Origin of the sequence: Mycobacterium sp. (assembly GCF_035499775.1) — a bacterium.
In the GTDB taxonomy this organism is placed as follows: Bacteria; Actinomycetota; Actinomycetes; order Mycobacteriales; family Mycobacteriaceae; genus Mycobacterium.
Genome location: NZ_DATJYB010000279.1, coordinates 1 through 25,515 on the forward strand (window position 1 = coordinate 1; position 25,515 = coordinate 25,515).

17 protein-coding genes and 1 pseudogene are annotated in these 25,515 nt (G+C 67.4%); 4 read left to right on the forward strand and 14 right to left on the reverse strand.

Features of this window, described 5'->3' with window-relative positions:
- On the forward strand, positions 1 to 1,899 hold a 1,899-nt coding region (gene treY, locus VML93_RS17790; protein ID WP_325612642.1), incomplete at its 5' end, for a malto-oligosyltrehalose synthase.
- Positions 1,892 to 3,613: a malto-oligosyltrehalose trehalohydrolase gene (treZ, locus tag VML93_RS17795; RefSeq protein WP_325612644.1), complete on the forward strand. Its 1,722-nt coding sequence runs from the start codon at positions 1,892 to 1,894 to the stop codon at positions 3,611 to 3,613. The genes treY and treZ, both read left to right, overlap by 8 nt.
- A gap of 96 nt (positions 3,614 to 3,709) precedes the next feature.
- Here treZ and VML93_RS17800 read toward each other — a convergent pair whose 3' ends face one another.
- Together VML93_RS17800 and VML93_RS17805 are read right to left on the reverse strand one after the other, a co-directional pair.
- Positions 3,710 to 4,687, reverse strand: a complete 978-nt coding sequence (locus tag VML93_RS17800) for a DUF6670 family protein (protein ID WP_325612646.1) — start codon at positions 4,685 to 4,687, stop codon at positions 3,710 to 3,712.
- 34 nt (positions 4,688 to 4,721) lie between these two features.
- Positions 4,722 to 6,047: an aminotransferase class I/II-fold pyridoxal phosphate-dependent enzyme gene (locus VML93_RS17805; RefSeq protein ID WP_325612648.1), complete on the reverse strand. Its 1,326-nt coding sequence runs from the start codon at positions 6,045 to 6,047 to the stop codon at positions 4,722 to 4,724.
- A gap of 40 nt (positions 6,048 to 6,087) precedes the next feature.
- Here VML93_RS17805 and VML93_RS17810 point away from each other — a divergent pair, with 40 nt between their 5' ends.
- Positions 6,088 to 6,744, forward strand: a complete 657-nt coding sequence (locus VML93_RS17810) for a pyridoxamine 5'-phosphate oxidase family protein (protein ID WP_325612650.1) — start codon at positions 6,088 to 6,090, stop codon at positions 6,742 to 6,744.
- A gap of 11 nt (positions 6,745 to 6,755) precedes the next feature.
- Here the strand turns inward: VML93_RS17810 and ilvA are convergent, their stop codons facing one another.
- The 6 genes from ilvA to fadD11 all read right to left on the reverse strand — a co-directional run bounded on the left by ilvA (position 6,756) and on the right by fadD11 (position 13,547).
- Positions 6,756 to 8,039: a threonine ammonia-lyase gene (ilvA, locus tag VML93_RS17815; RefSeq protein ID WP_325612653.1), complete on the reverse strand. Its 1,284-nt coding sequence runs from the start codon at positions 8,037 to 8,039 to the stop codon at positions 6,756 to 6,758.
- Between the two features lie 34 nt (positions 8,040 to 8,073).
- Entirely contained in the window at positions 8,074 to 8,856 is a 783-nt protein-coding gene (locus VML93_RS17820; RefSeq protein WP_325612655.1) for a DUF6065 family protein, read from the reverse strand.
- Positions 8,857 to 8,899: 43 nt separating this feature from the next.
- Positions 8,900 to 9,337, reverse strand: a complete 438-nt coding sequence (locus VML93_RS17825) for a nitroreductase family deazaflavin-dependent oxidoreductase (protein ID WP_325612657.1) — start codon at positions 9,335 to 9,337, stop codon at positions 8,900 to 8,902.
- Positions 9,338 to 9,370: 33 nt separating this feature from the next.
- Positions 9,371 to 9,604: a hypothetical protein gene (locus VML93_RS17830; RefSeq protein ID WP_325612659.1), complete on the reverse strand. Its 234-nt coding sequence runs from the start codon at positions 9,602 to 9,604 to the stop codon at positions 9,371 to 9,373.
- A 230-nt stretch (positions 9,605 to 9,834) separates the two neighbouring features.
- Complete coding sequence (locus tag VML93_RS17835) at positions 9,835 to 11,727, reverse strand: lysophospholipid acyltransferase (RefSeq protein ID WP_325612660.1); 1,893 nt, start codon at positions 11,725 to 11,727, stop codon at positions 9,835 to 9,837.
- Positions 11,724 to 13,547 carry a fatty acid--CoA ligase FadD11 gene (fadD11, locus tag VML93_RS17840; RefSeq protein WP_325612662.1) on the reverse strand — a complete coding sequence of 608 codons (1,824 nt, stop codon included), beginning with the start codon at positions 13,545 to 13,547 and terminating at the stop codon, positions 11,724 to 11,726. Before fadD11 ends, VML93_RS17835 begins: the two co-directional genes overlap by 4 nt.
- A gap of 105 nt (positions 13,548 to 13,652) precedes the next feature.
- On the opposite strand from fadD11, the gene VML93_RS17845 reads away from it, so the two are divergent.
- On the forward strand, positions 13,653 to 14,498 hold the full coding sequence (locus VML93_RS17845; protein ID WP_325612663.1) for a class I SAM-dependent methyltransferase: 846 nt from the start codon (positions 13,653 to 13,655) through the stop codon (positions 14,496 to 14,498).
- Here the strand turns inward: VML93_RS17845 and VML93_RS17850 are convergent, their stop codons facing one another.
- The 6 genes and pseudogenes from VML93_RS17850 to VML93_RS17875 form a co-directional block, all read right to left on the reverse strand.
- Positions 14,499 to 17,873 carry a protein kinase domain-containing protein gene (locus VML93_RS17850; RefSeq protein ID WP_325612664.1) on the reverse strand — a complete coding sequence of 1,125 codons (3,375 nt, stop codon included), beginning with the start codon at positions 17,871 to 17,873 and terminating at the stop codon, positions 14,499 to 14,501.
- A 12-nt stretch (positions 17,874 to 17,885) separates the two neighbouring features.
- Positions 17,886 to 18,050 (reverse strand): annotated as a pseudogene (locus VML93_RS17855) (MerR family transcriptional regulator); the annotation flags it as partial.
- A gap of 299 nt (positions 18,051 to 18,349) precedes the next feature.
- A complete protein-coding gene (gene dnaE / locus VML93_RS17860) occupies positions 18,350 to 21,904 on the reverse strand; it encodes a DNA polymerase III subunit alpha (protein ID WP_325612666.1) in 3,555 nt (1,184 codons plus the stop codon).
- 68 nt (positions 21,905 to 21,972) lie between these two features.
- Positions 21,973 to 22,404: a type II toxin-antitoxin system Rv0910 family toxin gene (locus VML93_RS17865; RefSeq protein WP_325612667.1), complete on the reverse strand. Its 432-nt coding sequence runs from the start codon at positions 22,402 to 22,404 to the stop codon at positions 21,973 to 21,975.
- Positions 22,405 to 22,413: 9 nt separating this feature from the next.
- Positions 22,414 to 24,660 carry an MMPL family transporter gene (locus VML93_RS17870; RefSeq protein WP_325612669.1) on the reverse strand — a complete coding sequence of 749 codons (2,247 nt, stop codon included), beginning with the start codon at positions 24,658 to 24,660 and terminating at the stop codon, positions 22,414 to 22,416.
- A 48-nt stretch (positions 24,661 to 24,708) separates the two neighbouring features.
- Entirely contained in the window at positions 24,709 to 25,512 is an 804-nt protein-coding gene (locus VML93_RS17875) for an SDR family oxidoreductase (RefSeq protein WP_325612670.1), read from the reverse strand.
- Positions 25,513 to 25,515 lie beyond the last annotated feature (3 nt).

The window sequence follows — 25,515 nt, forward strand, 5'->3', positions numbered from 1 at the left end:
GACGGCCGAATTGTGTTGCCGGTGCTGGGTTCCGACGACGACGTCGCCGACTTGAAGGTCGACGGCGAGCTGCTGCGGCTGGGCGGCCTGGCGTTTCCGATCGCGCCCGGCACCGGGGCCGGCACCGGGGCCGAAGTTCACGGCCGCCAGCACTATCGCTTGGTCGGCTGGCGGCGCGGCCTGGTCGGTTACCGCCGTTTCTTTTCGATCACCTCGCTGGCCGGGTTGCGTCAGGAAGATCGGGCGGTGTTCGACGCCAGCCACACCGAAATCGCACGCTGGTTTCGCGAGGGACTCGTCGACGGCGTGCGCATCGACCACCCGGACGGGCTGTCGGACCCCTGCGGATATTTGGCGTGGCTGCGAGAATCACTCGGCGCCAAGGCATGGATCGTGATCGAGAAGATCCTCGCCGTCGACGAAGCCCTGGAGCCGACGCTGCCGGTGGCCGGCACCACCGGCTACGACGTGCTGCGGGAAGTGGGCGGAGTCTTCGTCGATCCGGCGGGGGCGCCGGCGCTGACCGCCTTGATCGAATCCGCCGGTGCGGACTATCAGGGCATGCCGGCGATGCTGGCCGACCTCAAGGTCCGCGCGGCCACCGAAACTCTGGCCAGTGAAATGGGCCGGCTGCGCCGGTGTATCGCGGCGGCGGCGGGCAGCGACCATCCGCAGCTGCCCGAGGCGGTGGCCGCACTGTTGACCCGCATCGGGGTCTACCGCTGCGACTACCCTGGCCTGGCCGCGATCCTGCCCAGCGCGATCGCTGAAACTGCAGCGGCGGCACCGGATCTCGAGCCGGCTTTGCAGGTGCTGGCCGCGGCCCTGGCCCGCAGCGGCCCGGCGGCCGCGCGCCTGCAACAGCTGTGCGGCGCGGTGACCGCCAAGGCCGTCGAGGATTGTATGTTCTACCGCGACGCCCGCCTGGTCTCGCTCAACGAGGTGGGCGGCGAACCGCACCGGTTCGGCGTAAGCGCCGCGGAGTTTCATCAGCGTGCGGCTATCCGGGCCCGGATGTGGCCGCACACGATGTCGACGCTGACCACCCACGACACCAAGCGCGGTGAGGACGTCCGTGCGCGTATCGGCGTGCTGTCCCAGGTGCCGTCGCTGTGGTCGGAGTTCCTGGCGCGCTGGGAGATAACGGCGCCCTCGCCCGATCCCGCCACCGGACAATTTCTGTGGCAGAACATCTTCGGGGTGTGGCCGGCAAGCGGCGAGGTCAGCTCCGAGCTGCGGGACCGGCTGCACGGCTACACCGAAAAGGCCATCCGGGAAGCGGCCTGGCATACCTCGTGGACCGACCCGGACACCGCTTTCGAGGATGCCGTGCACCGTTGGCTGGACACCGTGCTGGACGGGCCGGTGGCGTCCCAGCTGACCGAGTTTGTCGCCCAACTCAACCCGCATGCGTCCAGCGATGCGTTAGGTCAGAAGCTGCTTGCGCTGACCGTGCCCGGCATACCCGACGTCTACCAGGGCACCGAGCTGTGGGATGACAGCCTCGTCGATCCGGACAACCGCCGCCCGGTTGACTACCAGGTTCGGCGAGCCGCCCTGAATGAATTGCAGCATCCCAAGATTCGGGTCGTCAGCACAGCGCTGCGGCTGCGGCGCTCCCGGCCGGACAGTTTCCTGCAGGGCGCATACCTGCCCGTGTTGGCCGACGGGGAGGCCAGCGATCATGTGATGGCGTTCCTGCGCGGCGACGACATTCTGGTCGCGGTGACCCGTTGGACGCTGCGGCTGGCCGAAACGGGCTGGGGCAACACCGTGCTGCCGCTGCCCGCCGGTGCTTGGACCGACCGGCTCACCGGCGCCGCGGCAAGCGGACCGACGTCGGCCGCCGAATTGTTCGCCGAGCTGCCGGTGGTCTTGCTGGAGCGCGATAGTGCCTGAGTTCCGGGTGTGGGCGCCCAAACCCGAGCAAGTGCGTCTCGATTTGGACGGCGCGGTGCACGCGATGACACGCTCGGATGACGACTGGTGGCACGCCGACGTGTCTTGCGCGCCGGACGCACGCTACGGATATCTGCTCGACGACGACCCCACGGTGCTGCCCGACCCGCGCTCTGCGCGCCAGCCCGACGGGGTGCATGCGCGTTCCCAACTGTGGGATCCGTTGGGCTCCAACTGGACCGACGATAGCTGGGCCGGCCGATCCGTCGAAGGCGCGGTGATCTACGAGCTGCACGTCGGCACCTTCACTGGTGACGGCACATTCGACTCGGCGATCGAAAAGCTGGACTATCTGGTCGATCTCGGTATCGACTTCGTCGAGCTGATGCCGGTCAACTCCTTTTCCGGCACCCACGGCTGGGGATACGACGGGGTGCTGTGGTACAGCGTGCACGAACCCTACGCCGGCCCCGACGGGCTGGTCCGGTTCGTCGACGCCTGTCATGCCCGTGGTTTAGGTGTGCTGATCGACGCGGTGTTCAACCACCTCGGCCCGTCGGGCAACTACCTGCCGCGGTTCGGCCCGTACCTGTCGTCGGGCAGCAACCCGTGGGGCGAAGGCATCAACATCGCCGACGCCGACTCCGACGAAGTACGGCGCTACATCATCGGGTGCGCGCTGCGCTGGATGCGCGATTTCCACGCCGACGGGCTGAGACTGGACGCCGTGCATGCGCTGGTGGACACCACCGCGGTCCATATCCTCGAAGAGCTGGCTACCGAGACCGACTGGCTGTCAAGGCAGTTGGGCCGCCCGTTGTCGCTCGTCGCCGAGAGTGACCTCAACGATCCGCGGCTGATCACCCCGCGTGACAGGAGCGGCTACGGCATCACCGCGCAATGGGACGACGACATCCATCACGCCATCCACACCGCCGTATCCGGTGAACGCCAGGGCTATTATGCGGACTTCGGTTCGCTCTCCACGCTGGCACACACGCTGCGGCACGGCTTCTTCCACGCCGGCACGTATTCGTCGTTCCGGCGGCGCCGGCACGGACGTCCGCTGGACGTGTCGGTAGTCCCGGCCACGCGACTGCTGGCCTACACCTGTACCCACGATCAGGTGGGCAACCGCGCTCTGGGAGACCGTCCCTCGCAGAACCTGACCACCGGTCAGCTCGCGCTGAAAGCCGCGCTGGTACTCACATCGCCCTACACCGCAATGCTTTTCATGGGTGAGGAATGGGGTGCGTCGACCCCGTTCCAGTTCTTCAGCTCGCATCCCGAACCTGAGTTGGCCCGCGCTACCGCCGAGGGACGCAAGGCCGAGTTCGCCGAACACGGATGGGACGCAGACGATATCCCCGACCCGCAGGACCGGCAGACCTTCCTGCGCTCCAAGCTGGACTGGGGCGAAGTGGACTCCGGAGATCACGCCCGGCTGCTGGATCTGTATCGCGACCTGATTGCCTTGCGCCGCAACGAGCCCGACCTGGCCGACCCCTGGCTGGCACACCTGACCGTCGACTATGACGAAGCCCGGCACTGGATAGTGCTGCACCGCAACGGGTTTTCGATTGCGTGCAACTTAAGCGGCGAGGCGGTGACCGTGCCGGTCAGCGGTGAGCCGGTGCTGGCCTGGGATACGCCGACCGTCAGCGACGGCAGCACCGAGCTGCCCGCCCACTCGTTCGCGATCCTGCGGAGGTAGGCCGAGCGCGGGTGTGCGGATCACACCTTCTCGTCGCACCACTCGATGTAGCCGGTGCCTTCGATGGACGCTCCGCGAAATGCTCCCGTGTAGCTGTTAGCTGCCGGCGAAGCCTGCACCGAGCCCGTAGGTGAAATCGTCGTTGGTGTGCCCGTGGATGGTGATCAGCGCCGAGCCGTCGTCGTCGTCCACAGACCAGGTAAACGTCTCCGGCAGTTTCATCCGCTCACCTGTGGGCGTGAGTTGAGGTGACAGCCGCGTGTGGACTTCATGGGCGAAGCCGCGGATGAAGGTCGAGTTCTCGCCGTCGGTGGTTCGCACGTTGACCCTGCGCTGCAAGGGAAATCCCCCCGGGCCGAGGACGTCGGTGAACAGGATCTGGGTGCGCGCATCGACGTTGATGATCTGATAGGTGAAGAACAGGATCGGTAGCGGCAGGTTCGTCCCGCGTGCGTACTCGTAGGTGGCCAGCCCGGAGTGCTGCACCGAAACCGACGGGTCGGCAGCCGACGAGAGGGCGGCGTCGACCTCGCACATCACGCCCCAGTGTTGGTAGATGCCCGGCAGGTGAATGAAGTGCGTGATCAGCGTCGTCGGGCGTAATTCGAGATCGGCGACAAGGTCGCCCTCGCGGATCGCGAGCCTGATCGTCTCCGCCTCGGCACCGGACCGGCCGTTGGGACGACCGGCAATCGAGAGTTGATCACCGAAGCGCAGCCGCGATCCATCAGCCGCGAGATCGCAGTCGCGTTCGATGCTGTATCGATGGAACGCGTCAGATTGGATGGCCGACCCGGTCAAGATCCAGGCGCTGTCCGAGGCCGGTTCGCCGGCTAAGAGTGGCGCGTTGTTCCACGCCGGAATCCGACTGGCGGTTCCCAGGATCACGATGTTCGTCAGAAACCGGAACGGATCGGCAATGCCGGGCAGCATCACGCCGTAGTGCACGATCGGCCATCGCCCGCTGGGCGGCCCGGTCGAAATCCGCGGATCGTACGGACGCCGGTTCAACGCGCCGACCCGGTTGATGTGCGGTTCGAGACGAGGGACGACAGCGTTGATCGCATTCAGCATGGCCCGTCCTTTTCGACTGCTCGCGTAACCGTAGCTACACACTCGGGCTGCCGGTGGCGTGCACCGCCTCGGCGATCGCGTCCGCCAGCGAGTCGATCTCGCCATAAGCCAGGTCTGCGACGGTGATTCGCATCCCCGGCGGGGAGTCCATCCGGAACCGGGTGCCCGGCGCCGCGGCCCAGCCCGCACTGAGCAATCGGGTGATGGCGGCCGTCTCGTCGGGCACCGGAATCCACACGTTGAGCCCGGAGCGACCCCGCGCGGTGACACCGCGCTCGGCCAAGGCTGCGCGTAATCGGTTGCGGTTGTAGGCGTACCGCTCGGCGGCTTCCTCCACGAGGGACGCAGCCGCGTCGTCCGACCACAGCCGGACGGCGAGGTCCTGCAGCAGATGACTCACCCAGCCCGGCCCAAGCCGTAGCCGTCCGTGCACCCGCTCAACGGTTCGCCGATCGCCGGCGAGCACCGCGAGCCGCAAGTCGGGGCCGTACGCCTTGGATGCCGACCGCACGAAAGCCCAGCGGCGCGTTGATCCGGCCAGCGGGTGTAGCGGCACGCCGGCGATGCCCGCGCAGTGGTCGTCCTCGATGACCAGCACGTCGCGAGTCTTGCCGGCCAGCAGGCCGCGCAGCGTGGCGGCGCGGGCCGCGGACAGCGCAGCCCCCGTCGGGTTCTGTGCCCGGGTCGTCACGATTACCGCCTGCACGCCGCGGCGCAGCGCCCGGGCCATGCTGAGCACCACCGGTCCGTCGTCGTCGACCTCAACGGGTTCGGCGGAAAGTCCCAGTGCCGCAAGAAGATCGAGCAGATTGGCCCAACCCGGGTCCTCGACGGCAACCCGGTCACCCGGGCGCAGGTGTGCGGTGAGCGCCCGTTCGATGCCGTCCAGTGCGCCACTGGTCACCGCGAGGTGGTCCGCCGGGACGCCGTCGGCGGTCAGAGTGGCGCGGGCGTGCTCGGCGAGGTCGGCCGAAATCGCCGGTTGTCCGTACAGCAGTGGCGCACCCGCAGTCGGCGTAAGGTGCGCCGACGCGATGGGCAACAGCGAGGCGTCCGGGTTGCCGGTGGACAGGTCGCGCGCCCCCGCAGGAACGCCGAGGCCGAGCAGCGACCGCGACGTGGTCGCCGGCCGGTCCCGCACCCTGGTTCCGCGCCGTCCCGCGGTTTCGACCGCCCCGCGATCGCGTAACAGGCGATAGGCGGCGGCGACCGTGTTGGGGTTCACCTCGAGTTCGGCTGCGACTTCCCGGATCGGCGGCAGGGCGTCGCCAGGCGCCAGCACGCCTTGGGATATCCCCTCTTCGATGCTGGCGGCTATCGACTCGGCGCCGGCCCCGGCTATGCTGTATTGTACTGGCACGCTGTCTATTATGTACTAGTACAAACTAAAGGGCAAGGTGATGGAAACCACATACCTCCCCACCCCGCGAACGACGCCTACCCGCTACCGGGAGCGCGCCCGCTACGACCGCGAAACGGTGCACCGCATCCTGGACGAGGCCCTGATCTGCCACCTGGGGTACGTCAACGCTGGTCGGCCGGTGGTATTGCCGACGACGCACACCCGCCTCGACGAAACCCTGTACCTGCACGGCTCCACCGGCAGCGCCCCGATGCTCGCCGCCAGAGCGGAGGGCCTGCCCGTCTGCGTCACCGCGACGCTGGTCGACGGGCTGGTGCTGGCCCGCTCGGCGCTGCACCACTCGATGGTGTACCGCTCAGTGGTCGTGGTGGGCGACGCACGCGTGGTAACAGACCCGGCCGAGAAACTCCGGGCGCTGAGCAGCCTGCTCGATCACATCGCAGCGGGGCGCGCGTCCGACTGCAGGGCCCCGGATGCGCGTGAACTCGCGGCAACCTCGGTGCTCGCCCTCGACCTGGTCGAAGTCTCGGCCAAGGTGCGCACCGGCGGCGCGGCTGACGAGCCCGAAGACTTGGCGCTGCCGCACTGGGCCGGTGTGGTGCCGCTGCGCGTGGTGGCCGGAACACCGGAGCCGGCCGGCGACCTGGATCCCAGCACCGCGGTGCCCGGCTATCTGACGTCCTACTCGCGGTGACGGCGGGAGAACTACAGCAACAGGTAGCGGTAGGCCGGCGACCCCGGGTGCAGGGTTTCGACGTGGATCTCGGTCGCGCGCATCCGGGCCAGCAGGCCGTCCAGATCATGGGCCGACCCCAGCTGGATGCCCACCAACGCCTCACCGGTGTCGCGGTTGTTGCGCTTGACGTACTCGAACAGGGTGATGTCGTCGTTGGGCCCGAGCACCTCGTCGAGGAATCGACGTAACGCGCCCGGCTCCTGCGGGAAGTCCACCAGGAAGTAGTGCTTGAGACCGAGGTGGATCAGTGAGCGTTCCAGCACCTCGCCGTAGCGCGACACGTCGTTGTTGCCGCCCGAGATCAGGCAGACCACGGTGGTTCCGGGCTCGATGTCGGTTTCCAGCAGGCCGGCGACCGACAGCGCGCCCGCCGGCTCGGCGATGATGCCTTCGTTCTGATAGAGGTCGAGCATCGCGGTGCAGACCGCGCCCTCGTCGACGGTGGTGATCGACACCATGTCACCGGCCGCGGCCAGCGCCGCATAGGGCAGCGCGCCGGCCCGGTTCACCGCGGCGCCGTCGACGAACTGGTCGACGGCGTCCAGCGTCACCGGCTCCCCCGCGGCCAGCGCGGCCATCATGGCGGCGGCCCCGGCCGGCTCGACGCCCAGCACCGCCGTGTTCGACGTCCGCTCCGCGAGGTAGGTGGTGATGCCGGCGATGCAGCCGCCACCGCCGACGGGGACAACCACCAGGTCAGGCTCGCCACCGAGCTGGTCGAGGATTTCGACGGCGATGGTGCCCTGACCGGCCATGGTGCGCAGGTCGTCATAGGGCGGTACCAGGGTGGCGCCGGTGCGTTCGACGTCGGCCCGCGCGGCCTCGGCGGCCAGATCGTAGGTCGACCCGCCCACGATCAGCTCGATGAACTCCCTGCCGTGATAACGGATCCGGTCGCGCTTCTGCTTGGGGGTCTTGGCAGGCACATACACGCGGCCATGCACGCCCAGCGACCGGCACGCATACGCGAAGCCCTGCGCGTGGTTGCCGGCCGACGAGCACACCACGCCGGCGGCCAGCTCCTCGTCGGACAACTGAACCAGCAGGTTGTAGGCGCCACGCAGCTTGTAGGAGCGCACGACCTGCAGGTCTTCGCGTTTGAGGTAGACCGTCGCGCCGGTGATGTCCGACAGCCGCTCGCTCAGCTGCAGCGGCGTGGGCGCGACCACCGGGGCGATCCGCTTCGCCGCACCGTCAATGTCAGCCGCGGTTAGCGGTGACGTGTTCGGGTTCTGGCTCAGTTCGGCGGACACCGGTCAATGGTGCCATGCCGCCCTGAGGGACCGATCAGCTCACCGAGGGTGCGAAGTCCCGAAGATGACGGCGCGTCTGGTGGTCGGGCGACCCGTCCTCGCCGTCGGCGTGTTTGCCCCGCGTGTAGTCGCCCTGCCACTGCAGTCGATCTCCGGCGGCGACGTCCGCCTCTGCGTGGGTCCGCCCGAGGTCGTCGCGCGCGCGAAGGAAGGTTTCATACTTGCGGTTCAACTCTTCGTCCGACTCGATGCGCCTGAGTTCGGGGGCGAACTCTTCCAGTTCGGCACGACGCTGCGGGACGATCATGCAGATCGGCTCGTCGACGTCGAACCGCACCGGCATCAGTTTGCGGGTGAATTTCCAGCTCATGCTGAAACTCGCACTGGCCCAATCGGTTTCGACTATGCCCTCGAGCGGGCACACCGCATCCTTCGGGTAGTTCGCCGGCCCGCGGACCAGCAGGTTGTAGCCCGGCGGAGTGCGAAACAGCATCGGCAGATGCCAGGTCAGAATGCCGTTACCGAAATGGCTGGACGGCAGGAACTGACCGGTCACGCGCCTATCCGGTGCGACGATCACGTCCATGCCGTCTTCCTGACCGACCCAGGTGGCCGTGAACCCGCACGGATTGCGCAACTCCCAGCCGCTCTGGTTGGCGATGAGCAGCGGCAAACACCGATTCGGCCAACCCATCCGCAGCTCGGCCATCTCCGACATCCACGCCCGGCCGATCGGCGCCGGGCCGATCGGCGGCGCGTTGTCGCGGGTGACGAACGCGATCAGTGGACGCGCTTCGCCATCGGACTGATCAGTCATCGAATCCTCGATAGCTGGGCGGTTGTCCACCCTGACAGCAGGGTCAGCTGACCGGGGTCAGCACGAACACCGGAATCTGCCGCTCGGTCCTCTTCTGGTAGTCGGCATAGTCCGGATACGCCGCGACCGCGCGCTCCCACCAGGTGGCCTTCTCGTCGCCGAACACCTCGCGAGCGTCGTAATCGCCGGCGATTTCGCCGTCCTGCAGTTCCACCCGCGGGTTCTTGACGACGTTGTGGTACCAGACCGGATTCTTGGGGGCGCCGCCGAGCGAGGCGACAATCGCGTACTGGCCGTCGTGCTCCACGCGCATCAGCGGCGTCTTGCGCAGCTTGCCGGACTTCGCTCCGACCGTGGTCAGCAGGATGACGGGCATCCCCTTCAAGTCCGTGCCCTGGGTTCCGCCGGATTCGACGTACTTGTCCGCCTGCTCGCGGGACCAATCAAGGGGGCTGGGGGCGTATTCACCGGAAAGTGGCATGCCAACCACTCTATGCGGCGCGAGATGCGCGGGTCAGGCCTCGTGATCGCCCGAGCGCTCGTCGAGCAACACCTTGCCGTTGTGCCGGATCGTGCGGATCCGGATCGATCCGTCGTGGTAGACGTGCCGGATCTCGCGGCAGCCGCAGGCGTAGTTGAGGTCGTCGTACGACAGACCCTCGTCGTCGCCCTCGACATGGTGATCGCCGTGCGCCGAGCGTCCGCAAGGCGCCGTTTGCTGGGGGAAATGCGTGGTTGCCACACCCATCACCCCGCCTCCCTCCGCTTAGGCGTGTGATCCAGATCACAGACTAACCCTCGGCGAGGGCCCGCGTGCGGGTTTTGGCCGAGTTGCGGCGTCGAGACTGCACTGAGCGCATCGAGACTGTACTGAGGGCGCGAAAGCCGCCCGAAAGCAGCCCTAGACGCAGCCTCGATCCCGGTCGACCGCCAGCCACAATCAATGCCGACTGACCGCCAACCACGGCCTGAGGGCGACTACCGCGATCTGGCCAGTTCTGCGATGACGTTGACCCGCCTGGTTGCGGTGGCGACCTCGTCGGCGAACTGCCGTCGTCGTTGCGCGACGTCCCCGGGATCAGGGTCATCAGGGCTCTCGATCAGCTCGCGATGCCGAGCCAGCCGAAGCGCGGTCTTGAACAGCTCCATCGACCTCGACTCGGCGCTGGCGATTCGGCGCTGCAACTCCCACTGCTTGCCCACCTGCAGACACTCGGCGAGGAAGGCCTGCTCGTCGAAGGACTCGTCCTCTTCGGCGGCCAGCCGGTCGGCCACGATGTGGTAGGCGTCCAGGAACGGACGTAAAACCAGGTGCGCCAACAGCAGGTCGGCCGATTCCAGCAGTAGCCGGATGTCCTCGGCGGCAATCGGCTTGGTGATGTCCTCCACCGGCCCGATCAGCCGCACCTCGTCGGCGAGATCCTTCTCGAACTGCGCGCGTGCGGAGAACAGGAACTCGAATTTCAGCAACTCGCGCAGCTTCAGCGCCTCGTCGCGCACGGTCGCCGGCAGCACCGAGCCGTCGGCCGCATCCTCGGTGGCCGCCAGCAACGCCATCTCGGCGATGGCGCGGTCGACCAGGATGTGGATTGCGGTGTTGCGGTAGAAGGCGGCGACCAGGTGCTGGTCCGCACCGATCCCCCACACTGCTTCGGTCCCAGCGTCGTAGACGCTCACCACCCCGGAGGCCACCAGCATGTGCAGGGTCCAGCGGATCGTCGAGCGGTTGGTCAGATCGGCGGCACCAGCGACCACCCAGTTGCGCGCCGCGATGTAACTCGCCAGCGGTCGCACCGTGGCCAGCACCTCGCTGATGGACAGCGAGCGGTCGGCGCCCAGCAGCGCGAGGCTGACCACCGCGGTGGGCGTGACGGGCGTGGCACGGTTGATCCGGTGTTCCACGTCCAGCGCGATGCGCTCGATCTCGGTGCCGGCGCCGGATTCCTCGGCGCGCAACTCCTCGAGACGCTTGCGCAGTGGCAGCGGTTCGCCGAAGTCCAGGTAAGCGCGGCCGAGCCGTTCGCCCTGCTGCCGCGCCAGCCGGACCAGGAAGCGGAAGTCCTCCGGCCGTTTCGCCGCGCCGTAGGCCTCGGTGGTCATGGCTTCGACCTCGTGCAGCTGGTCGTACACGATCGAGGTCGGCACCAAATACACTTCTGGACCGTCGATTTCGTCGACGGCGTCGGTGATGTAGCGCAGGATGCCGTACACCGGGGGCCGCAGCTTGCCGGTCCTGGTCCGGCCCCCTTCGATCGACCAGGTCAGGTTGACGTGGTCTTGGACCAGCTGCGCGGTGTATGCCCGCAGCACGAACCGGTAGACCGGAATGTCTTTGGTCTGACGGCGGATGAAGATCGTCCCGGTGCGTTTGGCGATGCCGCCCAGCGGGAAGAAGTTCATGTTCGCTCCGCCGAAGGTCAGCGCCGGCGAGAGCCGGTTGCCCTGGATCACCTCCGGCAGCAGCATGCCGTCCAGGTAGGAGCGATGCGAGAACGCGAACGCCAGCGTTGACTTGCGATCCAGCTTGCGCAGCGCGGCGATCTGGTCCTCGTCGACGAGCACGTCGTAGGCCCGCATCAGCCAGCGGCTGAATCCGCGCCATGCCTCCACCGCCCGCTCGTCGCGCGAGGCCGCCATCTCCCGCAGGTAGCCCGCGGCCTCGGCGCGCACGCCGTCGGGGTCGCGCCCCAACTCGGCAGCGAGCTTCTGCAGCCGTTCGTCATACCACGGGGCGCGCAGCAGCCCGGCTACCTCGGGCGGGTCGGTCGACAACGGCTCCACCGATTCATGGACAATCCCGGTGCGCTGCAGCAACTTTCGCACCCGGACCCGGCCTAGCTCACGCGCGGCCGCCGCCGGTCCCCCGGTCACGCCGGTTGCACCGTTGAGGTAGCGGTGGGTTCGTGGACGTCGGGATGCGGCTCGCGCCCGTAGAGTTCCTCGATCTCGGCAGCGTATTTCGTCATGATCGGTCGGCGCTTGAGCTTCATCGTGAGCGTTATCTCGTCGCCGCCGGGCTCCCACAACGTGGGCAGGATGCGGAAGCGCTTGATCTGTTCCACCCGCGACAGCTTGGCGTTGCCCTCGGCCACGCCGGCGGCGATCCGTGCGACCACCTCCGGGTCGGCGGCCAGGGCGGTGGGAGTCGGGTCGAGCCCGTGCTGGGTGGCGTAAGGGCCGACCGAGTCGGCGTCGAACACCAGCAGCGCGGTGTTGTACGGCTGGCCGTCGCCGATCGCCATCATCACGCCGACCATCGGGGTCGCGGCCAGGATGGTGTTCTCAATGTTGGCCGGGGACATGTTCTTTCCGGCCGCGTTGATGATCAGTTCCTTCTTGCGGTCGACGATCCGCAGAAAACCGTCGGAGTCGACGTCGAAGATGTCGCCGGTGTGCAGCCAGCCGTCGGCGTCGATCGCCTCGGCGGTCTTGCCCGGCTCCCGGCGATAGCCCTTCATCACCAACGGACCGCGGACCAGATACTCGCCATCCTCGGCGATCTTGCCCTCCAGCCCGGGCAGCAGTTTGCCGACGCTGCCCAGCCGCGCCTCGCGGGGATGGATGACGGTGGCGGCACAACTCAGCTCGGACATTCCCCAAAGCTCGCAGAGCGGGATGCCGAGGCCGGTGAAGAAGGCCAGCGTCTCCTTGGGGATCGGCGCCGCTCCCGAGAGCGCCCACCGGAGTTCTCCGAAGCCGAGCTGCTCCCGTAGCTTCGACAGCACCAACTCGTCGGCCTTGGCCCATTCGGTGGCGTCTTCGTCGGACATCGGCTCGCCGGCGAGCAGGGCGTCGCTGCGTTTCGCAGCCACCGACATCGCCCACTCCAAGGCCTGCCGCTTCGTGTCGTCTGTCTCGTGGCTGACGGTGAATTCGATTCCGGCCTTGAGCTTTTCCCATACCCGGGGCACCGCGCCCCACACGGTGGGCCGCACGTCTTTGAGCGCCGCCGCGATCGCACGTCCGTCGGACACGACCGTGACCTGGGTACCGAACATCTCCTGGCCATACAGGGCGGTCATCCGGTCGGCGATGTGCGCCGAGGGCAGGAACGACGTAATCCGGTCGCCGAACTCGATTCCGAGCACGTCGTCAAGGCCGTAACCCTCGAACAGCAGGTTGGAGTGGGTCATCTCGACGCCCTTGGGATTTCCGGTGGTACCGGACGTGTAGATCAAGGTGATGACGTCGTCGGGTTGCACCGCGCGCCACGTCGACTCGAAGTCGAAGTCGGCGGGGGCGGCCGCGTAGAGGTCGTCCACCGACAGCGTGCCCTCCGGCTTCCCGTCGATGCAGACGATGTGCTCGATGGGTGCGCCGCTGGCGCGGATCCGGTCGACGTACTGCTCCTCGCACATCATCACCTTGGTGCCGGCGTTGTCGAACACGTAGGTCAGTTGCTCTGCGGGAAGCGTGTTGTACACCGAAAACGATGTGGCGCCAACGTGTTGCGCGCCCACCTCGAGCGGATAGAACTCGACCCGGTTGCCCATCATCAGCGAAACCGTGTCGCCACGCCCCACCCCCAAGCCGGCCAGTCCGGCGGCCACCTTGCGCACCTGATCGCCGTATTCGCGCCAGGTCAGTGTCTGGGTGTCGCCGGGTGTCCGTAGTGCCACGGCATCCGGATCGATCGCCGCGGTGCGCTGGAAGGCCTCACACATCGTGGTTGGGCGTTCGGTCGTGGTCATGTCCGCTCTCCTTGGGTTGCCCACATATCGGTGAGCGTACGTCCGCGGTGATGGGGCGCGGAAGGCTATGCCTCGATCAAAGCAGCGGCGCGTACGTTGGAAAACATGGGGGCGAGTTCGGAAATCGACGTCAACGAACTCTCGCCGGTTGAGCAGACCGCATTGCTCACGCAGTACGCCCGCGCGCTGGACAGCCGTTGGCCCCGCCCTATTCTCGGCGACACGCTCGCCGACGACATCGTCGGCAAGATCGACTTCGATTTCGCGGGGCTCGGCGTGCCCGACAGCGTCGTGTGCCAGTCGGCGCTGCGCGCCAAGATGCTCGACGAGCGGGTGCGCACTTTCACCGCCCGACATTCCGATGCCGTCGTCGTCGACCTCGGCGCCGGGCTGGACACCGGCGTGTTCCGGGTCAGCCCACCCGACACGGTGGATTGGTACAGCCTCGACCTGCCCGGTGTCGTCGGGTTGCGCGATCAGGTGATGCCGGCCCGCGAGCATGCCCATTCGATGGCCGCATCGGTGGCCGACGGCAGCTGGCCCGACACTATCCCCGCCGACCGGCCCGCCATGGTGATCGCCGACGGCCTGTTCGCGTTCTTGTCCGAGGCGACGATCGTCGGCGTCTTCCGCCGCGTCAGCGAACATTTCCGGTCCGGCGAGCTGGCGTTCAACGACTACGGGCACATCGGCTGGTTCAGCCGCGTCGCGGTGAAGCTGGCCCCGCAGCAGATGTTCAGCAGCGTCGGCAGCCAATGGGGCTATGCCGGCTTCAAGGACGCACGGGTGCCCGAGTCGTGGAATCCGCGGTTGACCCTGGTCGAGGAAGCCAGCCTGGCGCACGCACCCGAGGTCGACCTGTTCCCAGGCTGGATTCGATTGGCTACCAAGGCATCCGGGAAATTCAAGGCGGGCGCACGCAAGGCACGCATCCTGCGGTACCGGTTCTGACTACTCGGGCCAGCCCGACGTCTCCGACCGCGAGTCGCCGGCGCCGAACCGGTATTCCCAATCCAGCGACCACACCCGCATCGTCTGGTCGTCGCTGCCCGTCACCGCCACGGTTGCCGCGGCGTTGAGCGCGATCGTGCGGATCCGGTCGGTGTGACCGGCCAGTGTGCACAGGCATGTCTTGGTGACCAGATCCCACACCCGCACCGTCTTGTCGGTGGCGTCCCCGCCGGTGACGGCGACGCGCCCGTCGGCCGACAGCGCCACGGTTACCGAGTCGGTGTCGTCTTCGAGGGTTCGTATGCAGGTTCCGCGGTCGAGGTCCCACACCCGCACTCTCTCGTGCCCGTTGGTCACCGAAGCCGCGATCAGCCCACCGGCCGCCAATGCCACCGATCCCACCCAGTTGGTGTGGTAGGCCATGGTGTGCAGGCAGGCTCCGCCGCGCAGGTCCCACGCTCGCAGCGTTGCGTCGGAGCTGCCCGAGACCGCGATCCGGCCATCGGCGGACACCGCGACCGACCTCACCCTGCCGGTGTGGCCGGTCAAGGCGCGCAGACAAGCCCCGCTGGCCACATCCCACACCCGCAGCGATTGGCCGAAGCTGCCGGAGACCGCGATCCGGCCATCGGCCGACAGCCCCACCGAGTTCACCGAGCTGGTGTGGCCGGTCAGGGTGCGCAGGCAAGTCCCGCTGGCGACATCCCACACCTGCACCGTCGGGCCGTAGCCGCAGGAGACGGCGATCTGACCATCCGCCGACACCGCCACCGCACCGACCTCGTCGGCGTCGGCGGTCATGGTGTGCAGACAGGCCCCGCTACTCACATCCCACGCCCGCAGCGTCCCGCCCCCGTCGCCGGACACGGCAATGCGGCCGTCGCCCGATACCGCAGCGACCACCGAACGGCTATGGCCGGTCATGCTGTGTTGCGGCCACGCGTCCTGGAGTTGGGCGCGCGTGCCCAGAATGGCCAGCCTGCGCCAGAGGGATACCAGCCGCCGGTCTCTCCGGTAGCCGGGGACGGCGCGCGCGGTGCGCAGTTGGGCGGCCGCCTCGGTCCCGTGACCGGCCGCAAGCAGCGTCTCAGCACGCCGGGCGTCCGCCTCGACCGCCGCCGCGCCGGCCAGTAGGTCATGGGCGCTGTGCGGCCGCGCGTAACTCCAACCGGCGGCGAGCCCGCGAGTCGTGGGCACCTCCCACACCCACAGTTGGTCGCGGCTGCCCGAGACCGCGGTCTTGCCGTCCGCCGACACCGCCACCGACCGCACCCCCTCGGTGTGGCCGCTCAGGGTGCGCAGGCAGGTTCCGCCGGCCAGATCCCAGACCCGCACCGTGTTGTCGTAGCTGCCGGAGACCGCGATGCGCGCGTCGGCCGACACCGCCACCGAGAACACCGCGTCGGTGTGGCCGGTCAAGGTGTGCAGGCACATGCCGCTTGCCGGGTCCCACACCCGCACCGTCTTGTCGTAGCTGCCGGTCACCGCGATGCGCGCATCGGCCGACACGGCGACCGACCCCACGATGCGGGTGTGGCCGTCCAAGGTGTGCACGCAGGCCCCGGCGCTCACATCCCAGACCCGCACGGTTCTGCCGCCGGAGATCGCGATCCGGCCATCGGCCGAGACCGCCACCGAGTCCACGGAGCGCCTTCTGTCGGTCAGGGTGTGCAGGCAGGTCCCGTCGGCGGTATCCCAGATCTGGACCCTGTCGTCGCTGGCGGAGACCGCGACGCGTCCGTCGGCCGACACCGCCACCGAGGACACGCTCGAGGCGCTCCAGGTGACCAGGCAGGCTCCGCTGACCAGGTCCCACAACTGCATGGCGTCGCCGCCACCGGAAACCGCGAAACGCCCGTTGGCCGACACCGCCACCGACGATATGGTCGACGCGCTCAAGGCCCGCAGGCGGGTCCCGCCGACCACATCCCAGACCTGCACCGTCGGGTCCTCGCCGCCCCCGTCGGTGACGGCGATCCGGCCATCGGCCGAGACCGACACCACGCGAAACGTGCTGCGGGAGTCCCTCTCGTTCAGGTCGCGCGGTTCGGCGAGCTCGGCCTGGTGGTGCGCGGCGGTGAGCGACTCGGCGATATCGCGGTCTTCTGGTGCTTCGCGAGCGGCGTCGGCGAGCAACTGGCGGGCGCTGACGGTGTCGTAACGCTCCAGGTGCGCCAGCGCCATCAGGTGGTCGGTGTACGCACCGGGCTGGCTGGCGCGCATCGTTTCGAGCTGGGCTATCAGCTCGGTGTCGGAGATGTGGCCGCATCGCCACCGATGCAGCCCGCGGTTGTAGATGCTGTCCAGGTGATGCGGATCCGCGGTCAGGGCTTGCTGCCACAGTTGCTCGGCGTCTTCGGTGCGTCCGAGGTCGAGCAGGGACAGAGCCTGATTGTTGAGCGCGTCAGCCAACAACTCCGCGGCTTCGGGCTTGGTGCGCGGGTAGGGCGCGCCGGCGAGCCGCTCATAAAGCTGGGCCAGTTCGTCGGCGAGGTCGGCGGTGCGTCGGGGCCGGGTGGCCACGTCCGGGTCCAGGCAACGGGTGAGCAGCGCTGCGATCGCGTCGGGCATCGGCGGGATCGCGGGGTCATCGACCCAGGGGGCCTCGCGGAAGGACCGGAAGGTTTCGTCGGCGATCTGCCCCCGCTGGCAGGGTGGCTCTCCGGTGAACATCTCCCAGACGCTGATCGCCCAGGACCACACGTCGGTGGCCCGGGTCAACGGGTCCGGTTGGCCGCCGGATTTGGCGGTGTGCGCGGCTCGCGCCTGCTCGGGTGAACAGTAGGCCGGGGTCATTCCGCCGTAGCCGGCCAGCACGCTCACGTGGGGTCCACTGCGGATCACTTCGCCGGCCGCGGCACGGGCTTTGGCCAGCCCGAAATCGGAAACCTTGACCGTCCAGTCGCTGGCGAGCATGACGTTGGCGGGCTTGACGTCCTGGTGGATCAGGCCGCGGCTGTGGGCGTGGTCCAGGCCCCAGGCGAATTGGATGGCGATGTCCAGAATCCGGGCCAGCACCTCGTCGTGGCTGCCGTCGTAGAGCGCGCGGGATTCCACGGCCTCCGCCAGGCTGCCGCCGTCGACCCATTCGGCGAACACTCGCGGCAATCCGTCCAGCCGCCGCACATAGACGCACGCCACCACGTGCGGGTGCAGGCCGAGTCCGACCCAGGTTTCGGCTTCGGTCTCAAAGTCGGCAATCTGCTGCGTCGAGGAAACCAATTGCGGGCGTGGGGTTTTGACCGCCAACTCCAGATTCCAGCCGCGGTGCCAGACCCGATGCACCAACCCCATCCCGCCGGAGGTCATCACCTGGCGCACCTCGTAGAGGTCGTTGACGACATCGCCGACCCGCCACGCGTCGTGCTCGCTCATCTGCCGGCTGCCTCAGGCGGGCAGCGCGGTGTGAATGCCACACGTGCAGGCATCGATCGACGGACACGTGCAGCGCATCCCCCACTCGATGACAGCCCGCGCCTGAGCCAGCGATGTCATCCGCGCGTCGATCTCGGCGAGTTTGGCCCCGGCGAGCGCGCGGCCGGCCGGGCGCCTCGTCGGCGAAACCCCGGCTTCCCGCACCGCCTCACCGATTGTCAGGCCGGTCGTCATCGGGACCCCTCGAAATTCGATGCTTGACTTAGAGCCAACTCTAAGTCGTTGACTGTGGTCGCGGCATCGACACTGCACTGAGCGCATCGAGACTGCACTGAGAGCGCGAAACCCGCCCCGAAACTAGCCCTAGATTCAGTCTCGATCACGGTCAACCAACAGCCAGGACAGCGGACGTGCGTGCTCCGACGCGAAACGCCGATGGAGCGTCGCCAGATGCACGCTCGTGGCAGAGCGAAGGCCTAACCGCCCAGGCAGCCGGGACCCAGCAGTTCCTTGAGGTCGCCCATCAGCGCGGGCGACGGCGTCACCCGCAACGACTGATCCAGCTCCAGCGTGGTGATCCGATCCCCGCTGATAAGCCGTAGATGAACCTGGGAGGTTCCGGGATGGCGGGCCAGCACCTGCTTGAGCGCATTGACCTTGTCGAAGGTGCACTGACGTGTCGGCAGGCTGACCGCCAGCGGCCGGTCCGCCTGCGCGCTGGAAAAGTCGGGCACCACCAGCTCGTTGACGATCAAGCTGGTGCGGTCGTCACGGATGGCGACCTTGGCGTTGACCAGAACGACGGCGTCGTCAGCGATCTCGGCGCCGTAGTTGGAGTAGGTGTGCGGGAAGAACATCACCTCGATGCCACCGGTCAGGTCTTCCAATTGCGCTGACGCCCAAGGCATGCCGTTCTTGTTGACTCGGCGGTTCACCGAGGCCAGGATGCCGCCCACCCGAACCTGGGTGTCGTTGGGGATGTCACCGTCCAGGATCGCCGGGATGACGGTGTCGACCTGGGCGGCCAGCAGGTGGGCCACCTTGTTCAGCGGGTGGCCGGACACGTACAGGCCCAGCATCTCTCGTTCCAGGGCCAGCTTGTGTTTGTCCTCCCACTCGTCGTCGGGCACCTTGATGGTGAACACCGCGTCGGCGGCCCCTTCCGCGCCGTCGTCCCAGCCGCCGAACAGGTCGAACTGCCCCATCGCTTCGGCCTTCTTGGTGCCCAGCACCGAGTCGACGGCGTCGGTGTGGATCAGGAAAAGGCCTTTGCGGGCATGCCCGAGCGAATCGAAGGCACCCGCTTTGATCAGCGACTCGGTGACCTTCTTGTTGCAGGCCGAGATGTCGATCTTGTTGAGGTAGTCCGAGAAGTCGGTGAATTTGCCTTTGTCACTACGGGTTTGGATCAACGAGCCCACCACGTTGGCACCGACGTTGCGTACTGCGCCCAAGCCGTAGCGGATGTCTTGTCCGACCGATGCGAAGTTCAGGCCCGACTCGTTGACGTCGGGCGGCAACACCGTGATGCCCAGCTTGCGGCAGTCGGCGAGGTAGACGGCGGCCTTGTCCTTGTCGTCGCCCACCGAGGTCAGCAGCCCCGCCATGTACTCGGCCGGATAGTTGGCCTTCAGATAGGCGGTCCAGTAGGACACCAGGCCGTAGCCGGCCGCGTGCGATTTGTTGAACGCGTACCCGGCGAACGGAAGAATGGTGTCCCACAACGCTTTCACCGCACGCTCGGAGAAGCCGTTGGCGGTCATGCCTTCGTAGAAGCCCTTGTACTCGGCCTCGAGCACCTCGAGCTTCTTCTTGCCCATCGCTTTGCGCAGCGCGTCGGCCTTGCCCATCGTGTAGGAGGCGACCTTTTGGGCGATGAACATGATCTGCTCTTGGTAGACGATCAGACCGTGGGTTTCGGCGAGGATCTCGCGCAGCGGTTCCTCGAGTTCGGGGTGGATCGGCTTGATCGGCTGACGATTGTTCTTGCGGTCCGCGTAGTCGTTGTGGGCGTTCATGCCCATCGGCCCCGGCCGGTACAGCGCCAGCACCGCGACGATGTCGTTGAACTCGGTGGGCTGCATGCGGCGCAGCAGATCGCGCATCGGCCCGCCGTCGAGCTGGAACACGCCCAGCGTCTCGCCGCGGCCCAGCAACTCGTAGGTGGGCTTGTCGTCGAGTGGAACCGATTCCAAGTCGAGGTCAATTCCCCTGTTGGCCTTGATGTTTTCGATCGCGTCGCCGATGATCGTCAGGTTGCGCAGGCCCAGGAAGTCCATCTTCAGCAGGCCGATGGCCTCGCACGACGGGTAGTCCCAGCCGGTGATGATGGCGCCGTCCTGCGGCCGCTTCCACAGCGGTATGGCCTCCGTCAGCGGCTCGCTGCTCATGATCACCGCACACGCGTGCACGCCGGCGTTGCGGATCAGGCCTTCCAGGCCGCGCGCCGTCTGGTAGATGGTGCGCACATCCGGGTCGGTTTCGATCAGGCCGCGAACCTCGGCGGCTTCCTTGTACCGCTCGTGGGCCGGGTCGGTGATGCCGACCAGCGGAATGTCTTTGGCCATGATCGCGGGCGGCAGTGCCTTGGTGATCCGGTCGGCGATCGCAAAGCCCGGCTGCCCGTAGTGGATTCTTGCCGAATCCTTCAGGGCCGCTTTGGTTTTAATGGTGCCGAAGGTGATCACCTGGGCAACCCGGTCGTGGCCCCACTTGTCGGCGGCGTAGCGCACCATCTCACCGCGGCGACGGTCGTCGAAGTCGATGTCGATGTCGGGTGCCGACGGACGTTCCGGGTTGAGGAAGCGCTCGAACAGCAGACCGAGCGGAATGGGATCGATGTTGGTGATGCCCAGCGCGTAGGCCACCAGCGAGCCCGCCGCCGAACCACGTCCCGGGCCGACCCGGATGTCGACCGACCGCGCGTAGTTGATCAGGTCGGCCACGATCAGGAAGTACGCCGGGAAGCCCTTGTCGCAGATGACCTTGATCTCGTACTCGGCCCGGTCGAGGTAGTCCTGGCCGACCGCCGACGGGAAACGTCGCTGCAGCCCCGCCATCACCTCGTGCCGCAGCCAGGACGCCTGGTCGTGCCCGTCGGGCACCGGGAACACCGGCATCCGGTCCCGCGGTGTCCACACGTCGGCGTAGGACTGGACCCGCTCGGCGATCAGCAGGGTGGAATCACACGCGCCGGGGACCTGGTCGTCCCAGAGCTGACGCATCTCGGCGGCCGACTTGAGGTAGTAGCCGTCGCCGTCGAACTTGAACCGGTTGGGGTCCGACAGCGTCTTGCCGGTCTGCACGCACAGCAGCGCCTCGTGGTTGTGGGCGGCGTCGCGGGTGACGTAGTGGCAGTCATTCGTGGCCAGCGGCGGGATGCCCAGCTTGCGGCCGACCTCGAGGAGACCCTCGCGGACCCGCTGTTCGATCGACAGCCCGTGGTCCATCAGCTCGAGGAAGTAGTTGTCGGCGCCGAAGATCTCGCGCCATTTGGCGGCGGACTCCAGCGCCTCGCGGTCGTGCCCGAGCCGCAGCCGGGTCTGCACTTCGCCGGATGGGCAGCCGGTGGTGGCGATGATGCCCTCGGCGTGCTCGGCGACGAGTTCGGCGTCCATGCGTGACCACTTGCCCAGCTGGCCCTCGAAGGAGGCCAGCGACGACAGCTTGAACAGGTTGCGCAGCCCGGTCGCGTTCTCGGCCACCATGGTCAGGTGGGTGTAGGCGCCGCCGGCGGACACGTCGTCGGCCTTCTGGCTCGGGTCACCCCAGGTGATCCGGCGTGTGTCGAAGCGTGAACCGGGCGCGATGTAGGCCTCGACACCGATGATCGGCTTGATGCCGGCTTTCGTCGCCGCGTTGTAGAACTCGCTGGCGCCGAACATGTTTCCGTGATCGGTCATCCCGATCGCGGGCATGGCCAGCCGCTCCGCCTCGGCGAACATCGGGGAGATCTTCGCGGCACCGTCCAGCATCGAGTACTCGGTGTGGTTGTGCAGGTGCACGAAGGACCGCGAAGAAGAACCGCTCATAGGGTCGCCAGTCTATGACCGCGCACCGACACGTTCTCGGCGTGTCGCGGAACGTGTCTTGCGCGGCTTTACGTGTACCGCACTACGAAGTTCTTCAGCGACTTTTCCACGTCGCCCTTGACGGCGCGGGCGGCCGCCGAGCCGACCGGGCCGAACAGCGCGCGCCCGCCCAGCTCGAGGCGCAGGCCCATGGTGGACCCGTCTTTATTGGGCGTCACGGTGACGGTCACTCCGTACTTTGCTCCGCCCTTGCCGTTGCCCGACATCGCGACCTCATGGGGTGGGTCCCACTTGGTGACCGTCCAGCTCACCCTGTTGCGCAATCCTTTCGAGCGCGCCACGCCGATGATCTCGGTGCCTTCGCCGATCTCGTCGGGAAGCTCGCTGCGCCAGCCTTCGTGCATGACGAGCCACTCGCCCAGCTCGGACAGATCCGAAACGTGAGCCCACATGTCCTGTGGGCTCATCGGCACGTCGGAGCTCATCTCAACGGAAGCCATTGAAAGAGCCTAACGCTGCGACGATGCGGACCCGACGTTTCCTTCTCCCTCGTCGATGCCGACCCGCTCGTGCAGCCTGGCCAGCGCTTTGGGGGCCCACCAGTTCGCGCGGCCCATCAAGCGCATGAATGCGGGAAGCAGCAGCATGCGTACCAGCGTCGCGTCCACCAGCACGGCCAGCGTCAGTCCGAGACCGAACATCCTCATGAACGACACCCGCGCGGCGATCAGCGCAGCGAACGAGATCGCCATCAGCAGCGCCGCGGCGGTCACTACCCGCCCGGAGCGGGCCAGGCCCTGTGCGACGGCTTCGTCGTTCGCCTCCGGGGTCCGGTCGGAGGCCAGCCAGTGCTCGCGGATCCGGGACACCAGGAACACCTCGTAGTCCATGGACAGACCGAACGCGATGCAGAACAACAGCACCGGCATGTGGACCATCAGGGTGCCGTTGGCCGTAGTGCCCAGGGCACCCAGATGGCCGTCCTGGAAGATCCACACCAGCGCGCCGAATGCAGCGGTCAACGACAGGACATTGAGCACCAAGGCTTTCACCGGCAACACCACGCTGCCGGTCAACAGGAACAACAGCGCGAAGGTGATGACCGCGATGATCGACAGGACAAGCGGCAGCCGCGACTTCACCGCCCCGGCACTGTCGCGGTTTATCGCCGCCCGGCCCGTCAGTTGCACGTCGCGGCCGCCAGGTCCGGCGACAGCCTGCAGACGGTCCAACTGTGTTTCCGACGCGCCGGAGAACAGCCGAGCCGCGCTGGCCACGGTCAGGAACGCGCTGCCGTTCCTGACGTCGGTGGGCGCTGACGGTGGCCCGGCCGGCGACCCGTTGACGAAAGTCCCGCCCGGTGCCGACACCGACAGCACGTCAGGCACCTGCGAGAGCCGCGCGGCGTAGCGGTCGATTTCGCCGGGCGCCAACCCGGTGGCATCAGGGATCACGACGGTCACGTTCCCATCCGCGTTGACCGCAAAATCCGACCGCATCAGGTCGCCGACCTGCCGAGCCGACGCCGAGACCGGCAACACCCGGTCGTCGGAAAATCCCCAATTCGCCCCGAGAAAAGGCGCGCCCAGCACCAGCAGCAACGCGATTACCGCGACGCCGATCGGAATCGGCCGTCGCATCACGGCTTCCGTCGAGCGGTATAAGAAGCTCTCTTCGATCGGGCGCGACACCGGTTCGGGGCGTCCGAGCAGTCGGCGAATCAGTCGCCGCACGTTCAGCGAGTCCAGCCGGTCGCCGAGCAGCACGATCACAGCAGGGGTGATCACCACCGCGGCGACGGCCGCCAACGCGACCACCGCGACGCCCGCGTAGGCGAACGATTTCAGAAAGTACATCGGGAACAGCACCATCGTGACCATCGACAGCGCGACGGTCGTCGCCGAGAACAACACGGTCCGCCCGGCGGTGCACATGGTGCGAACCAATGCCTGGTCGCGGTTCCTGCCGTCGGCGCGCTCGTCGCGATATCGGCTGATGATCAGCAGGGTGTAGTCGATGGCCAGCGCCAAACCCATGGCGACCGTGAGGTTTAGCGCAAAGATCGAGACGTCGGTGGCGAGCGTGATCGCGCGCAACATCGCCAACGTGCACACGATCGCGAAGCCGCCGACCGCCATCGGCATCGCCGCGGCGAACATGCCGCCGAACACCCACACCAGCACGACGAAGCTCAATGGAAACGCGATGGATTCCATGACCAACAGGTCTTTTTCGCTTTGCTTATTGATCTGTGCGTACGTCAGGGCCTCGCCGCCGGCCTTCATACTGACGCCGTCACGATCGTGCACGAGCTTCTTCACCAGTGCCGCGGCCTTTTTCTGGGCGCCCGTCTCGCCACCGCGAATGCCCGCGATGATCAGTCCGGTCTTACCGTCCTTGCTGATCAGCCCCGCCGCGGCCGACGGCGGAACGGTCCACGCCGAGCTGACTCGGGTGACGTCCGGCGACGCTTTCAGCTGCGCGACGAGGTCGGTGGCCACCGTCCGGGCCGCCTCGCTTTGGACGCCTGCCGGCGAGGTCACCGCGACGACCATCTCCTGGTCGCCGTAGTCGAACTTTTCGGCGAGTACCCGCTGAGCCCGCGATGACTGCGCGGATGGATCCTGATAGCCGCCCGCGGACAGCACGTCGAAGACGGACAAGCCGAAAACTCCGGCGCCGACGATGATCACGAAAGCCGCGGCGACGATCCTGCGTGGCGCGGCTATGGCGAGTCGAGCAACTCCGTGCAGCACCTGGTGCCCTCCGGGAGCTTGCTTAGATTTAGCGGGGGCTAGCGGGGGCTAGCGCCCCTGTCCGCCACGTAGCTTGTTGCCGATCCGGATCGCGGGCAGCAGCAGGGTGCGCGGCGCGTACCTGCCGCTGGTGCTGACGACCTTGGGCACCACGCCCGGCACCACGCTGCGCCTGCCGGCGAGCATGCCCCCGATCGCGGCTTCGGCGACGTCAGTCGGCGACACCTGGGCAAGGGGAATGCTGAACCGCTCGGCGTTGGCGATCTCGGCCCACTCGGTCGGCACCGGCCCCGGACACAACGAGGTGACCGACACGCCCGTGCCGTGCAGTTCCTCGTGAATGGCTTCCGAGAACGTCTGCACAAACGCCTTGGTGGCCGAGTACACCGCCATATAGGGAAGCGGCTGGAACCCGGCGATGGAGGCGATGTTCATCACCGCCCCGGCGCCCCGCTCGACCATGCCGGGCAGGGCCGCGTGCGTCATCTCCATCAGCACCAGCGCGTTGAGCGTCACTTCCTCGCTCTCGCGCTCGACCGGCAACTCGTAGAAGACCCCACTGGTGCCGAAGCCCGCGCTGTTGCACAACCCGGCGATCGGTTCGTTGCGGAGCCGGTCCGCCAGCTTCCCGCGGCCTGCCGGGTCGCTGAGGTCCACCGGCATGACCTCGACTCCGACCGAGTATTCCTGGCCCACTTCGTTGGCCAGCTCGTCGAGGCGCTCGCGGCGCCGCGCGACCAGCAGTAGCGGAAATCCGCGGCGGGCCAGGCCGCGGGCCAACTCGGAGCCGATGCCCGAGGAGGCGCCGGTGATGACGACGGTGGTCTGACTGTTCGGTTTCGGAAGGCTCATGAC

Coding starts and splice junctions, on each gene's coding strand:
- VML93_RS17800 (WP_325612646.1), bottom strand. CDS start 4,687: ATGCTGAATGCGATCAACGCTGTCGTCCCTCGTCTCGAACCGCACATC.
- VML93_RS17810 (WP_325612650.1), top strand. CDS start 6,088: ATGGAAACCACATACCTCCCCACCCCGCGAACGACGCCTACCCGCTAC.
- VML93_RS17820 (WP_325612655.1), bottom strand. CDS start 8,856: ATGACTGATCAGTCCGATGGCGAAGCGCGTCCACTGATCGCGTTCGTC.
- VML93_RS17825 (WP_325612657.1), bottom strand. CDS start 9,337: ATGCCACTTTCCGGTGAATACGCCCCCAGCCCCCTTGATTGGTCCCGC.
- VML93_RS17830 (WP_325612659.1), bottom strand. CDS start 9,604: ATGGGTGTGGCAACCACGCATTTCCCCCAGCAAACGGCGCCTTGCGGA.
- fadD11 (WP_325612662.1), bottom strand. CDS start 13,547: ATGACCACGACCGAACGCCCAACCACGATGTGTGAGGCCTTCCAGCGC.
- VML93_RS17845 (WP_325612663.1), top strand. CDS start 13,653: ATGGGGGCGAGTTCGGAAATCGACGTCAACGAACTCTCGCCGGTTGAG.
- VML93_RS17850 (WP_325612664.1), bottom strand. CDS start 17,873: ATGAGCGAGCACGACGCGTGGCGGGTCGGCGATGTCGTCAACGACCTC.
- dnaE (WP_325612666.1), bottom strand. CDS start 21,904: ATGAGCGGTTCTTCTTCGCGGTCCTTCGTGCACCTGCACAACCACACC.
- VML93_RS17865 (WP_325612667.1), bottom strand. CDS start 22,404: ATGGCTTCCGTTGAGATGAGCTCCGACGTGCCGATGAGCCCACAGGAC.
- VML93_RS17875 (WP_325612670.1), bottom strand. CDS start 25,512: ATGAGCCTTCCGAAACCGAACAGTCAGACCACCGTCGTCATCACCGGC.